Origin of the sequence: Lentzea sp. NPDC051838, assembly GCF_040681245.1 — a bacterium.
In the GTDB taxonomy this organism is placed as follows: Bacteria; Actinomycetota; Actinomycetes; order Mycobacteriales; family Pseudonocardiaceae; genus Lentzea.
On sequence record NZ_JBFAYI010000009.1, the window covers coordinates 1 to 12,156 of the forward strand.

Annotated in this window: 14 protein-coding genes and 1 pseudogene; 10 read left to right on the forward strand and 5 right to left on the reverse strand. The window is 67.3% G+C overall.

Annotated features, from left to right (window positions below; translation table 11 throughout):
• Positions 1-136: 136 nt before the first annotated feature.
• The 3 genes from AB0M24_RS21420 to modA form a co-directional block, all read right to left on the reverse strand.
• Positions 137-1,486 (reverse strand): aminotransferase class V-fold PLP-dependent enzyme, encoded by a 1,350-nt coding sequence (locus AB0M24_RS21420; RefSeq protein ID WP_363770282.1) that lies wholly within the window; start codon positions 1,484-1,486, stop codon positions 137-139.
• A 51-nt stretch (positions 1,487-1,537) separates the two neighbouring features.
• Positions 1,538-3,787: a glycoside hydrolase family 95-like protein gene (locus AB0M24_RS21425; RefSeq protein WP_363770285.1), complete on the reverse strand. Its 2,250-nt coding sequence runs from the start codon at positions 3,785-3,787 to the stop codon at positions 1,538-1,540.
• A 61-nt stretch (positions 3,788-3,848) separates the two neighbouring features.
• Positions 3,849-4,580, reverse strand: coding sequence for a molybdate ABC transporter substrate-binding protein (gene modA / locus AB0M24_RS21430; RefSeq protein ID WP_363770288.1), 732 nt, complete (start codon positions 4,578-4,580; stop codon positions 3,849-3,851).
• Between the two features lie 153 nt (positions 4,581-4,733).
• Here modA and AB0M24_RS21435 point away from each other — a divergent pair, with 153 nt between their 5' ends.
• From AB0M24_RS21435 to AB0M24_RS21450, 4 genes and pseudogenes are all read left to right on the forward strand, one after another.
• Positions 4,734-5,420, forward strand: coding sequence for an energy-coupling factor ABC transporter permease (locus AB0M24_RS21435; protein ID WP_363770291.1), 687 nt, complete (start codon positions 4,734-4,736; stop codon positions 5,418-5,420).
• Entirely contained in the window at positions 5,417-5,701 is a 285-nt protein-coding gene (locus AB0M24_RS21440; protein ID WP_363770294.1) for a PDGLE domain-containing protein, read from the forward strand. The genes AB0M24_RS21435 and AB0M24_RS21440 overlap by 4 nt, the downstream gene beginning before the upstream one ends.
• Positions 5,698-6,336 (forward strand): annotated as a pseudogene (cbiQ, locus tag AB0M24_RS21445) (cobalt ECF transporter T component CbiQ); the annotation flags it as partial. The gene AB0M24_RS21440 and the pseudogene cbiQ, both read left to right, overlap by 4 nt.
• A gap of 30 nt (positions 6,337-6,366) precedes the next feature.
• The gene (locus AB0M24_RS21450; RefSeq protein ID WP_363770970.1) at positions 6,367-7,113 is read left to right on the forward strand and encodes an ATP-binding cassette domain-containing protein; all 747 of its coding nucleotides are present in this window, start codon (positions 6,367-6,369) and stop codon (positions 7,111-7,113) included.
• On the opposite strand, the gene AB0M24_RS21455 is transcribed toward AB0M24_RS21450, so the two are convergent.
• Complete coding sequence (locus tag AB0M24_RS21455) at positions 7,092-7,607, reverse strand: helix-turn-helix domain-containing protein (RefSeq protein WP_363770297.1); 516 nt, start codon at positions 7,605-7,607, stop codon at positions 7,092-7,094. The genes AB0M24_RS21450 and AB0M24_RS21455 overlap by 22 nt on opposite strands.
• 74 nt (positions 7,608-7,681) lie before the next feature.
• Between AB0M24_RS21455 and AB0M24_RS21460 the strand changes: the two genes are divergently transcribed.
• The 5 genes from AB0M24_RS21460 (at position 7,682) to AB0M24_RS21480 (ending at position 10,368) form a co-directional block, all read left to right on the forward strand.
• Positions 7,682-8,122 carry a nuclear transport factor 2 family protein gene (locus AB0M24_RS21460; protein ID WP_363770300.1) on the forward strand — a complete coding sequence of 147 codons (441 nt, stop codon included), beginning with the start codon at positions 7,682-7,684 and terminating at the stop codon, positions 8,120-8,122.
• The gene (locus tag AB0M24_RS21465) at positions 8,119-9,030 is read left to right on the forward strand and encodes a phosphotransferase (protein ID WP_363770303.1); all 912 of its coding nucleotides are present in this window, start codon (positions 8,119-8,121) and stop codon (positions 9,028-9,030) included. Before AB0M24_RS21460 ends, AB0M24_RS21465 begins: the two co-directional genes overlap by 4 nt.
• Positions 9,027-9,626 carry a GNAT family N-acetyltransferase gene (locus tag AB0M24_RS21470; protein WP_363770306.1) on the forward strand — a complete coding sequence of 200 codons (600 nt, stop codon included), beginning with the start codon at positions 9,027-9,029 and terminating at the stop codon, positions 9,624-9,626. The genes AB0M24_RS21465 and AB0M24_RS21470 overlap by 4 nt, the downstream gene beginning before the upstream one ends.
• Before the next feature lie 128 nt (positions 9,627-9,754).
• The gene (locus tag AB0M24_RS21475) at positions 9,755-10,219 is read left to right on the forward strand and encodes a hypothetical protein (RefSeq protein ID WP_363770309.1); all 465 of its coding nucleotides are present in this window, start codon (positions 9,755-9,757) and stop codon (positions 10,217-10,219) included.
• Positions 10,220-10,227: 8 nt separating this feature from the next.
• Positions 10,228-10,368, forward strand: coding sequence for a hypothetical protein (locus AB0M24_RS21480; protein ID WP_363770312.1), 141 nt, complete (start codon positions 10,228-10,230; stop codon positions 10,366-10,368).
• A gap of 13 nt (positions 10,369-10,381) precedes the next feature.
• Here AB0M24_RS21480 and AB0M24_RS21485 read toward each other — a convergent pair whose 3' ends face one another.
• Positions 10,382-11,113 carry an RDD family protein gene (locus tag AB0M24_RS21485; protein WP_363770315.1) on the reverse strand — a complete coding sequence of 244 codons (732 nt, stop codon included), beginning with the start codon at positions 11,111-11,113 and terminating at the stop codon, positions 10,382-10,384.
• 19 nt (positions 11,114-11,132) lie between these two features.
• Between AB0M24_RS21485 and AB0M24_RS21490 the strand changes: the two genes are divergently transcribed.
• Positions 11,133-12,140: a stage II sporulation protein M gene (locus tag AB0M24_RS21490; RefSeq protein ID WP_363770318.1), complete on the forward strand. Its 1,008-nt coding sequence runs from the start codon at positions 11,133-11,135 to the stop codon at positions 12,138-12,140.
• Positions 12,141-12,156: the final 16 nt, after the last annotated feature.

Sequence of the window (12,156 nt, forward strand, 5' to 3'; positions counted from 1 at the left end):
AAAGCGTGTCGAGTTGACACCCCTTCCCGGCTGCGGCCAACGATCAGGCACGACTCGTGACGGGGCCCGCCGGAGCGCACGTTTCAAGCAGCTCGCCTTCGGCGTCGCCACTGCAGCTCGGCTTCGCCTTCGCCTTTTAGAGCAGGCTCAGGACCCTTGCGTGCAGCGTGTCCAGGTAGTCCTCTGACTCCGGCTTCATCAGGACGCTGCGGAGCACTCGCGCGCCGTCCACATCGGCCGTCACCTCGGGATGCCGTGCTGCGAAGGCGGTCTTCGATGCCCGTGCGACGCTCAGGAAGATCGGGTCGACGGCGGCGTTCATGCCGGTTTCCATGACTCGGTGTGAGGCTGCGTCCACTGCGGACAGCGTCAGAGGGGTCGTCCGGGGGAAGTACGTGACGATGTCCAGTTCGGGTTCCTGGTAGAGCTCCAGTTCGTCGGACTCCCGGATGATCGAGGCCCATCGGACGGCTGCCCGCCGTCCGGCTGCCAGGACTTCGCCCAGACCGTCTCGGGTCAGAGGGAGCAGGCGGAGCGTCAGCCACAGGCCCGCTGCGGCTGCTCCGGCCCTTGAGCACTCCAGGCTGATTTCGCCTAGGTGGAGTTCGTCCGAGGTGAAGTAGGTGTAGGGGGAGTCGTGGAGGTAGAAGCGGCCCACTGAGGGGTCGCGGAACAGGACTGCGCCGCAGCCGTAGGGCTGTAGGCCGTGCTTGTGTGGGTCGACCACCACGGAGTCGCACTTGCCGATGGCCTCCCACGGTGCCGCTTCGAGGTCCGTGCCCGCGAGCAACGTGAAGAAGCCTCCGTAGGCGGCGTCTACGTGCACCCGTGCGTCGTAGCGGTGTGCGATGTCCAGTACGAGGTGCACCGGTTCGATGGCGCCCAACGCGGTGGTTCCGGGCGTCACCACCACCGTGCCGACCTTGCCGGTCTTCAGGAGCTCTTCTAGGGCGTCGAGGTCCATGCGGCCGCGACCGTCCACGGGGACGGGGTGGCCCTCGATGCCGAGGACGCCGCACATGCGGGCGTGGGTGTAGTGCGCTTCGGAGGAGTAGGCGACGCCCCGGCCCGGATGCAAGGACCGGGCGACGAACAGGGCCTCCAGGTTCGCGATCGTGCCGCTGGAGGTGAGGTGGCCCAGGTGCTCGTCGCCGTAGCCGAACATGCGGGCCAGGTCCGAGACGACCTCGCGTTCCATGGCTGCGGTGGCCGGGCCGCCGTCCAGGGCGTGGTTGTTCGGGTTGATCAGCATTGCGCTGAGGTAGCCGACGATGGCGGCTGGGTGTGGGGGCTTGAGCATTTGGCCCGCGTAGCGCGGGTGGAAGAACGGGTAGTTGTCGCGCAGGCGGTCCTGGAGGTCGGTCAGGGCCGAGGAGAAGAGCGCCGGGTCGACCTGCAGGGACGAGTGGGGGGAGAAGGAGCCGTACTCGGCGGTCCACTTCTCGTGGTTGGCCAGTGCTTCGTTGAGCCAGTGCTGAAGATCCACTGCGCAAACACCCCACTCGTCCGTGCAAACCCGAATGTTCGAATTTGTACGTTACGGCAGACCCCAGCGCGAGGACGAGCCGTTGGCGGCCACGTCGCGTGCTGAGACGTCGGGGCGTGTGCCGCGACGCGAGACGACGGCCGTCTGACCTCGGCGAAGAGGGATTTCGATGGCTGTGCCGCGCTGCTTGTAATCGAGACGGCGGCCCCAGTTGTCGCGGACGTCGATGTCGCCGGTGATGCCGTGTTCCAGCACCAGGGGAGAGCCTGCCTCCGAGTGGACCTGGACCCAGTCGGTGCGGCCGGCCGAGCGGGAGGCGTCGACCAGGAAGGCGCCCTGGGTTCGCAACGAACTGATCGAGGCGTCGGCCCACGTCGAGGAGATGGACGGGAAGACGCGGACGACGTTGTTGTGTGACTGGACCATCATTTCGAGGACGGCCTGGCCGGACATGAGCGGTGACTCGATCGCGAGGTTGCCGCCCTCGCGGTAGAAGGTGTTCTCGGTGAGGACGGCGTTGGTGCCGACCTGCTTGCGGTCGAGGAAGTAGCGCAGGAACGAGAGAGCCTCGTCCGGGCGGCCCATCGCCGAGGCCATGGCGGAGGCGGCGCCGTAGCTGTAGCCCGCCCACGCGGTCTGGCGCGACGTCCAGTGGTCGAACGTCGTGGCGATCAACGAGCGGTGTTCCGGCATGTCCCACGTGAGCTCGCGCAACGGGTAGAACCAGAGCATGTGCGAGAAGTGGCGGTGCGAGTCGTTGAGCGACACGTCCTTGCCGATCAGCACGCCGTTCGGGCCCTGGGCGTAGGGGACGAGGCGGGTGAGGATGTCGCGCCAGCGCGGGTTCTCCTCGATGGACAGCAGTGTCTTCACGCCCCAGCGGATCAGCGACAGGTCGTAGGTCGTGTCCGTGGCGTTGGCGTACTCGGGGGAGCGGGTCTCGGGCAGGTGCAGCTTGCCGTCGGCGCCCTCGACGAGGAAGCGGGCGTAGTAGTTGACCGCCTTGGTCAGGATCGGGAAGAGGACGTCGGACAGGATCCGCTTGTCCATCGTGTGCCGGTAGCCGAGCCAGACGTTGTGGCAGGCCCACAGAAGATTGCCCGTGTGGTCATTCGGTGCCACGCCGGGGACGCCGCAGTAGCGCGGTCCGGAGCGCAGGGTGCGGTCGCCGGGGTGGCAGATCGCGTAGGAGTTGCCGTCGCGGTAGGCCGGGTTCACGTTGAGCTCGAGGTGGTGCTCGAACCGCTTCAACGTCGTGGTGACGGCGTCGAGCTCGTGGTGGTTCGAGCCGTTGATCAGCGGATACGAGATCTGGACGTTGAGGTTCCACCACACGGCCGTCCAGCTGTTGCCCTGCTCCGGGAACCACGGGCCCCACTCGGAGATGACTGGCGCGTCGGCGCGGGTGGCGGCGGCCATCTTGTAGAGCTGTGCCCAGTAGAAGCGTTGGACGAGCTTGTCCGGCACGCTCACCAGCGACTTCGCGAAGTAGGCGTTCCACCAGCGACGATGCTGCAGCGTCAGCACCTCGAACGGGATCGACAACGCCTGGCGCACCTCACGGATCGCGTCGGACGTGTGTGTGTCCGCGGGGTGTGTGTACGCCACGTGAGCCGCGAAACGGCCGTCACGGGCCTGCCAGGCCGTCGTGTAGCCGCCGCCCGCGTGGAGAGGCTGGGCGGCGTACGAGACGCCGTTGCCGGTGCCCAGGGTCGCGTCGGGGTTGGCCGTGTAGTTCTCCGGCCTGCGGATCTGCCGGGTCGTGGCCGACTGCAGGGGCTGGAAACCCCAGGTCACCTCGCCCTTGACCTGCGCGAGGAACGTGCTGCGCGCGTTGTGCACGAGCATCGTGAAGGAGGCGCTGCCTTGTGTGGTGGTGACCGTGCCCGTGAGCTCGGCGTTCCACAGGTCGAGCGTCCAGTCGACGGCGGTGATCGCGCCGGCGAAAGCCAAGGTCAGGTACCCGATCGGCAGGCGTGACAGGCCGATCGCGGCCTCCCAGTGCTCGCGCTGGTCCTGCACCTCGGAGTGGCTGAGCATGAGTTTCAGCTCGTTCGGCGTCCGGCCCGCGTAGACCTGCACGCCCAGGAAGCCGTTCGCGAGGAACGGGCTGTCGCCCCAGTTCTTGGGCAGCCGCTTCCACTCCATGCGCGCGTCGCTGACCACGTCCTTGTGGACGCTCCGGTGACCCGATGTCTGCACCTGATCGGGAGCGGCAGCCGCGACCCCTCCGCCGAGCGCGGAAGCACCTACGGCCGCGCCTGTCCCGTACAGAAAGGTTCTGCGCGACAGCTCTGTCACTGTTGTTCCCTCCAGGCCGTGGCGGCGGCGGAAGGGATCTTACGCAGAATTCATCGGATGACTAGGGCAGCTCGAAGCCCGCGTCGGTCAGCGCGGTCTTCGCGGAGTCGTTGAAGACGTGGTCGTAGAACTTCTTCGCGTCGGACGAACCGGACACGATCGCGATCGGGAACTTGACGTACGCGGGTCCCGGCTCCTCGTTGCGGGCGAGGCGCATCGGCACGCCCTGCAACTGGGTGTTCTTGACGTCGGAGGCGTAGACGATCGCGGCCTCGACCTCGCCGTTGGTGAGCTTGGCGAGCGTGTCCCTGGAGTCTTGTCCGAGCACCTTCGGTTGCGGCTTGTCGTTCTCGCCGAAGCCCGCCTGCTCGAACCAGGGCTTGACCGCGGCACCGCACGGCGCCTCGGGCACGCACATGGCGAACGACGGGTGGTTCTGCGCCCGCGGTGAGAGGTTGCCGACCGTGTTGATGATCTTGGGGCTGCTGTACGGCAACGCGATCACCAGCCGGTTGGTCGCGAAGACCTTCGACATGAGGTGCATCGAGTCCTGGCTCGCGGACGCGTACACGTCGGCGACGGCGCCGGCTTCCAGCTGCTTGCGCAACGACTGGCTGGAGCCGAAGACGAACTTGACCCGGATGCCCTGCAGTGCCTCGAACTTCTGGCCGATCCGCGTGAACGCCTCGGTCAGCGCCGAGTCCGCGTACACGGTGATCGTCGGTTTTTCCGGCTCAGGAGCAGGTGAGCAGGCCGCGAGCGCGGCGATGAGCAGCAGCGTGAGTCGCTTCATCCGTGGAACCCCCCAGTTCTCGCGACACCGTAGCGAACCGGGCGGGCGCGTGGGTTCGAAAGCCTCGTTGTGACCATTGACGCGCACTTACCACCAAATTGTTGTTGCACACATCTGGCCATAGCCGCCGACCGGCAATTAGCGTGACCCGACATGTCACCTGTTGCCATGCACATGAGCGACGGACTGCTGAACGCGCCGACCTCCGTCGCCTTCCTCGTCATCGCGGCGTTGGGCGTCGGGTTCGCGTTGGTCAAGGCACGTGCGGACCTCGACGACCGCACGGCGCCGATGGCGGGCCTGGTGGCCACGTTCATCTTCGCCGTCCAGATGATCAACTTCCCGATCCTGCCGGGCGCGTCCGGGCATCTGCTGGGTGGTGCGCTGGCGGCGATCCTGGTCGGGCCGTACGTCGGGGCGCTGTGCGTGACGATCGTGCTCGTGGTCCAGAGCCTGCTGTTCGCGGACGGCGGCATCACCGCACTCGGCGCCAACGTCACGAACATGGCCCTGATCGGCACCGCGACCGGGTTCTTCGTCGCCGTCGCGCTGCGCAAGGTCGCTGAGCGCGGCAAGGGCGGTCTCGCGGCCGTGGCGTTCGTCTCCGCGTTCGTGAACACCGTGGTCGCCGCGACCGGGTTCGTCGTCGAGTACGCGATCGGTGGCGCCGGTGGTGTCGAGATCGGCAAGGTCGCGCTGCTGATGTGGGGGCTGCACGCGCTGATCGGCATCGGTGAGGGAGTGATCACTGCCGTCACGGTCACGTCGGTCGCGTCGATCCGCCCTGATCTCGTGTACTTGTTGCGCGGCAACCAGAAGCCGTTGGAGGTGCGGTCGTGAAGAAGTTCTTCCTCGGGTTCGCCGTCGTCTCGCTGCTGATCGCGGGCGTGCTGTCCTACTTCGCGTCGGGTGATCCGGACGGCCTGGACAAGACGGTCGAGGACACCGGCATCGCCGCGCACGCGCAGGACCACCCGTTCTCCGGCAGCACGTTCGCCGACTACGCGCTCGGCGGCGACGACAAGTTCACCGGTCTCGCGGGTGTGCTCGGCGTGGTCGTGGTGCTGGCGCTGTCGTTCGGCCTGTTCTGGGTGCTGCGCAAGAAGTCTGACGTTCGATGAGCGGTAGCCACGACGTCCTGCACCACGCCGGCGACTCGCCGGTGCACCGCCTCGCGCCCCACGTGAAGATCCTCGTGGCGTTCGCGGCGGTGCTGGGCGTCGTGGCGACCCCGCGCACGCAGTTCGCGCTGTTCGGCCTGTACCTGCTGGTGATCGTCGCGGTGTGGGCGGTGGCGCGGGTTCCCGTGCTGTGGTTCGTGAAACGCGCGGTGATCGAGGCGCCGTTCGTGGTGCTCGCGTTCCTGCTGCCGATCTTCGGCACGGACCCGCGCACCGACTTTCTGGGCTTGTCGGTGTCGATCGAAGGCTCGCTGGCGGGCTGGAACATCCTCGCCAAGGGCACGCTGGGTGTGCTGATCAGCCTGACCCTGGCCGCCACGACCGCGCCGGGGGAGTTGTTGCGGGGCCTGCAGGCGTTGCGGGTGCCCGCGCCGCTGATCATGATCGCCACGCTGATGCTCCGCTACGGCGAAGTCGTTGTGGGAGAAGCGAAACGCATGCGCGTCGCGCGCATCTCCCGAGGCGACGACCCGCGGTTCCTGTGGCAGGCGGGTGCTGTGGCGCGCTCGGTCGGCACACTGTTCATCCGGTCCTACGAACGCGGAGAGAGGGTGCACCTGGCGATGGTGTCGCGCGGCTGGACCGGGAGGCCGGGAGGCTCGGCGATGGTCGTTCCGGAGGTCCCGGCGGCGCCCGCGCTGGAGGTCTCGAAGCTCGCGTTCGCCTACCCGGACGGCCATCAGGCGCTCTTCGGCGTCGATCTCCAGGTCTCGAGCGGGGAACGGGTCGCGCTGCTCGGTCCCAACGGCGCGGGCAAGACGACGTTCGCCCTGCACCTCAACGGAGTTCTGGGCGGTGGCTCTGGCACGGTGTCCGTGGCGGGCCTGGAGGTCTCGAAGCAGCACCTTCGCGAGATCCGGCGCCGCGTCGGCCTCGTCTTCCAGGATCCGGACGACCAGCTGTTCTGCCCGACCGTGCGCGAGGACGTGGCGTTCGGCCCGCAGAACTTCGGTCTGTCCGATGTGGATGATCGAGTCCTGCGCGCGTTGTCGGCCGTGGGCATGGAATCCGTCGCGGACCGCTCGCCGTTGCACCTCTCCGGTGGCCAGCGCCGGCGGGTCGCGTTGGCCTCGGTGCTGGCCTGCGATCCCGAGATCCTGGTGCTCGACGAGCCGTCGGCGAACCTCGAACCGGTGGCCCGCCGCGAGCTCGCCGAACTCCTCTTGTCCTTGGGGCGCACGATGCTGATGGTCACGCACGACCTGCCGTTCGCGTTGCAGATCTGCCCCCGCAGCGTGCTGATCGACGACGGCGTGGTCGTCGCGGACGGCCCGACTCGCGAGATCCTCGCCGACGCTTCTCTTCTCGCCCGGCACCGCCTGGAGCTGCCCTACGGCTTCCGGCTGGACTGAAGCCCGGTCAGCACGATCTGCAGCAGCACCTCGGGGTTCCCGCCCTCGTGCAGGCTCTGCAGCATCCCCTTCATGAGGATCACCAGGTCCGTGGCCGTGACGTCGGTGCGGACCTGACCGGCTTGCTGGGCTTTCTCGAGCAGCGAGCCCAGTGCCGCGTGCAGGTTCTTGCGCAGCTGCGGGGTCACGGTGATCGCGTCGGACATGTCCCGCTTCACCGCCGCCTCCTCCGCCATCCTGCTGAGGAACGCGAACAGCGCTGCCTTGGCGTCGGTTGCGGGTTCTGCGGCCGACTCGATCATGGCCGTCACCCGAGCCTCCGTGACGGCCTGGAACAGCGCCTGCTTGGTCGGGAAGTGCCGGTAGACCGTCCCAGGTCCGACTCCGGCTTGGGCCGCGATCTCGTCCAACGGCACCTCGAAGCCCTTCGAGGCGAACAACTCCCGTGCCGCTTCCAGCACCTTCTCGCGATTCCGCGCCGCATCCGCCCTCATCGTTGCCAACCGGGGCGTGCGTTCCGTATCGTCATAACCGGGGTCACCGTTCCGATTCTACTTTGGGGTACCTGATGACACGCACACCCGAACAGATCGTCGAGCACGTCCGGCAGATGGTCGCGGGGGAGGCGACGCACAGCGACTTCGCCGACCTCTTCGCTCCTGACGGCGTGATGTCCTACCGCTTCCCGACCCACTGGCAGGTTCCGGAGATCAAGGGCCGCGAGGAGATCCGCGCCTACTTCACCAAGGTCCGCGGCTCGAACGTCCGCTCGAAGATCGAGATCCAGGACGTCCAGGCGAACTGCTGGCGCACCAACGACCCGTCCGTCGCCGTCGCCGAGATCACGCACCGCGGCTGGTCGAAGGTCAAGCAGGACTACTACACCTTCACGGCCGTCGCGATCATCCACCTGCGCGACGGCGAGATCACCCGCTACGACGACTACATGAACCCGTTGCTCATGGCCGAGCTCTTCGGCATGCCGTACGTGGCACATTCACCTGCATGACGTTCGATCTGCCGGCCTGGTGCCTTCGCTTTCTGGGCAGCTCGCCGGTCGCGGAGCTGTACTCGCGGGTCTCGATCTCGTCGGTCTTCGGCCTGCGGTTGGCCGACGGTCGCTCCGTTTACGTGAAAGCCCGCCCGGACGACGGCCGCGCATCCTCTTGCCTGGCCGCACAAGCGTTGCTGGCGGAGCGGGGGCTGCCGTGCCCCCGCCCGCTCACTCCCGTGACTCACGTCGGTGGGTTGGCCGTGCACGCCGAGGAATCCTTGCCGGGCGGCTCGATCCTGCGCGGCGACACTCCTTCCGTGGCAGAGCGCTACGCCTTTGTTTTCGCGCGCTTGATGGCCGAACTGGCCACTGTGGACGTTCCGCCGCCGCTGCCGAACCCGCGCTGGTCGCGCTGGGACCACGCCGATCCCGGTCTCTGGCCGTCGATCGACTTCCTCGACTCACGCGACCAGAGCGTGGTGCCGTCGTTCGTCGTGTTGGTCGCTGAACGGGTTCGCCGGCGTCTGCTGGCCACTTCTCTCCCGTGCGTGCTGGGCCACGCCGACTTCGAAGCCCAGAACCTGCGCTGGCGTGATGGCGCGGTGTGGGCCGTGCACGACTGGGACAGCCTTGCCTGGCAACCGGAAGCGGCCCTCGTCGGCGCGGCGTCCGGCGCGTTCGCCAACATCCCGCCACCTTCGCTCGTCCCGGTCGAGAGCTCGGCGGCGTTCCTCTCGGCCTACCAATCGTTTCGCGGCCGCGAGTTCACTTCGGAGGAACTTGAGATCGCCTGGGCAGCCAGCCTATGGACCGCACTGCACAACGCCCGTTGGGAAGCCTTGCACGGCGATCCCCCTTTGTCCGGTGACGCTGTTCTCTTCCAGGCGGCCGAACGCCTGCGCCGTGCGAGGATCAGCGCATGATCATCGCCGACTGGGTGTGGGGCTGGTCGCTGTCCCGCGGCACCCCGGACCCCGTGACGGTGCACGACGGCTACCGCATCGACGTGGGCCTACCGCACCACCGTGTGCGCTACGTCCTCCCAGACCCGCGCGACGCCGGTCCCCGCGCCGCCGGCCTCACCGAACCCGGCACGTGGCTGAAGATCTGCGGCACTCCAGAACTCGATCCCAGGTGGACGCTCGGCGCCCCGGAGTTCCTGATGAGCGTCGAGCTGACCGCTCAGCAGCCCGTCATCCCGCAGGATCCTTATGTCGTGGAGGTCTTCAGTGCGGAGAAGGTGCACGACGTCGTTGTCCGCACCAAGAGCGGTGAGCACGCTGCCAAGGGCCGGGTCGCGGTGCGCGGCCACGCAGCCGTAGTCGACATGGTGGAGACCGATCCCGCCCACCAACGGCGCGGGCTCGGCAGCGTGGTGATGGCCGAGCTGTCGAGAGTCGCCGTGGAGAGTGGTGCGGTGCGCGGGGTGCTGGTCGCGACCGAAGCAGGGTGCACTTTGTATAAGAAAATCGGATGGGCAATCGAGTCACCCATAACCGCGGCGCATCTGGCTGCATAGCACCCTCGGAAAACAGCGCCGCCATGCCAAGTCGAGTGGACATGGCGGTTGTAACACTCTCCATCGCCAACGCGACTGGCGAATCAGCGGGTCGAACCGGCGGTGGGGAGTGACGACAATTGGCGCACGTGTACATCTGGATGCCGCGCTCGACGAAACGGGGGCGATTCGGGCACTCCGCGATCGAGACTTCTCGTGCCTACGTCAGCTTCTGGCCCAAGGACAGTGAGGGCGGACCTCGGGGCAAGCTCATCTACATCGCGAACCGGCCCGGCTATGCCGGTGACAGTCTGCACGGCGACATCGAGTACCTGAAGTACAGGCCCGACCACACGATCCACCTGAAGTACATCTCGGGGAAGAAGATCCGCAAGCGCTGGAAGCGGATCCGGTCCGGCGACTTCAACCTCGCCTTCAACAACTGCTCGACCGTGGTCAGCATGCTCCTTTCCCACGCCCTGCAGACGGACAAGATTTCGTTCTGGAAAAAGTTTGCCGCGTCGCCTCGAATGCGGTTCTACAACGAGACCGACCTTGTTGACACGCCACGGCGGGTGTTAGAGTACTGTCGGATTCTCAAGTCGCTGGAATGAGGGTCGAAATGGGCAAGAAGAAAACAAAGATCAAGGTTGTCAGAGGCAACAAGGGGCGCGGCAGCAAATCGGTGAACACGACGATCAACGCAAGCGGCTCCGAAGGTCGCGCGCTCAAGGGTGAAAGAGGCTCCAAGGGCGGCGACTGAGCGCGACGGCTGATCAGCTCGCCGCGCGCCGTCGGCGTTCCGCCAGCACTGCTGCCAGGTACGGGTGCGGATGCGTGTACTCGACGCGAGGCGACCGGATGGCGGCACCCACGTCGTCCGAGAGTCGCGTGCCCAGGTCCCACCGCGCCTGCTCGCCCAGTTCGTGGTACCGCGACAGGTACTGCCGCACCGCCAGCACCAGCTCGTCGGACAGCTGCGACAGGTCCAGCCCCCGTGCCCACTCCGCCAGCTGCGGCGGCATCTCGATCAGCTCGACGGCGCGGGCCGGGACTCGGGTGTGGATGACGATGGTGCCGGCCAGGTAGTCGCCGACTCGTTTGCCCTGCGGGGAGAAGAGCGAGACGAACAACGCCACCGCGCCGCCCAGGCCGAGGGCCCAGAAGTCCACGAAGAAGCCGCCCAGGGAGCGCACCAGGGCGTGGCGGAAGCGGATCGCGCCGCCGTCGTCGCGGACCACTCGCAGGCCCATGACCAGTTTGCCGAGCGAGCGGCCGCGGGAGAGCGACTCCACCAGGGTCGGGTAGCCGACGAGGACGAGCACGACGAACGTCAGTGTGATCGCGGACTGCAGCGCCTCGTCGAAGCCGATCGGCGCGATCAGGAAGACGAGCAGGAACAGCAGGAACTGGCAGGCCACGTCGAACGCGAACGCCACCGCCCTGCTCGCCAGCTGTGCGACGCGCAGGTCCAGAACTACGGCTTCACCGGTTACTAGGTCCCCCACGCGGATAGTGTGACTCATCGTGGATCTGGACGTCTTCATCGATCGCCACAGCGCGTCGTGGCAGCGGCTCGAGAAGCTGGTCAAGAGGTCTGGGCGGCTCAGCGGGGCCGAGGCCGACGAGCTGATCGAGCTCTACCAGCTCGTGACGACGCATCTGTCGACGGTGCGCAGCCAGGCGCCGGATCCGGCCACGCTCGAACGGTTGTCGTCGCTGGTCGCGCAGGCTCGGTCGAAGCTCACGGGCACGCACACGCCCGCGTGGAAGATCTTCACCACGTTCTTCACCCACCGGTTCCCCGCGGCGGTGTACCTCGGGTGGCGCTGGTGGGTGCCGGCGGGTGTGGTGTTCTACCTGCTCAGCGGGATCATGGCGGCCTGGATCGCGTCGAACCCGGACGTGCAGGCGACCATCGCGGCGCCCGAGGAGCTGCGGGAGATGACCAAGGTCGGCGGCGGGTACGAGAGCTACTACTCGAGCGATCCGGCCGGGTCGTTCGCGGCGAAGGTGTGGACGAACAACGCCTGGGTCGCGGCCACGTGCCTGTTGCTCGGGGTGCTGTTCGCGATCCCGCCGATCTACCTGCTCTTCACGAACGCCGTGAACCTCGCGGTCGGCCTCGGGCTGATGTTCGGTGCGGGGCGCGGGCCGGAGTTCCTCGGACTGCTTGCGCCGCACGGACTTCTGGAGCTCACGGCGGTGTTCGTGGCGGCGGGCGTCGGCATGCGGCTGGGCTGGCAGGTGATCGACCCCGGCAAGCGCACCCGAGGTGCCGCTCTGGCCGCTGAGGGGCGTGCGGTGGTGGCTGTCGCGCTCGGGCTGGTCGTCGTGCTGCTCGTTTCCGGTGTGCTGGAAGGGTTCGTGACGCCGTCCGGGCTGCCGACGTGGGCCCGTGTCGGCATCGGGGCGGTGGCGGAGGTTCTGTTCCTGCTCTACGTGTTCGTCATCGGGCGACGGGCGGCAGGGCAAGGGGAGACCGGGGACGTGGACGAGAAGGAGCGCGAGGACGTCGCGCCCACGTCGGTCTAGGTGGGATCGTGAACGT

Bases quoted from the DNA above. Each gene is read 5' to 3' on its own strand.
- AB0M24_RS21450 (WP_363770970.1), top strand. From the start codon at position 6,367: ATGGTCGTTCCGGAGGTCCCGGCGGCGCCCGCGCTGGAGGTCTCGAAG.
- AB0M24_RS21480 (WP_363770312.1), top strand. From the start codon at position 10,228: ATGGGCAAGAAGAAAACAAAGATCAAGGTTGTCAGAGGCAACAAGGGG.
- AB0M24_RS21470 (WP_363770306.1), top strand. From the start codon at position 9,027: ATGATCATCGCCGACTGGGTGTGGGGCTGGTCGCTGTCCCGCGGCACC.
- AB0M24_RS21455 (WP_363770297.1), bottom strand. From the start codon at position 7,607: ATGAGGGCGGATGCGGCGCGGAATCGCGAGAAGGTGCTGGAAGCGGCA.
- modA (WP_363770288.1), bottom strand. From the start codon at position 4,580: ATGAAGCGACTCACGCTGCTGCTCATCGCCGCGCTCGCGGCCTGCTCA.
- AB0M24_RS21460 (WP_363770300.1), top strand. From the start codon at position 7,682: ATGACACGCACACCCGAACAGATCGTCGAGCACGTCCGGCAGATGGTC.
- AB0M24_RS21465 (WP_363770303.1), top strand. From the start codon at position 8,119: ATGACGTTCGATCTGCCGGCCTGGTGCCTTCGCTTTCTGGGCAGCTCG.
- AB0M24_RS21435 (WP_363770291.1), top strand. From the start codon at position 4,734: ATGTCACCTGTTGCCATGCACATGAGCGACGGACTGCTGAACGCGCCG.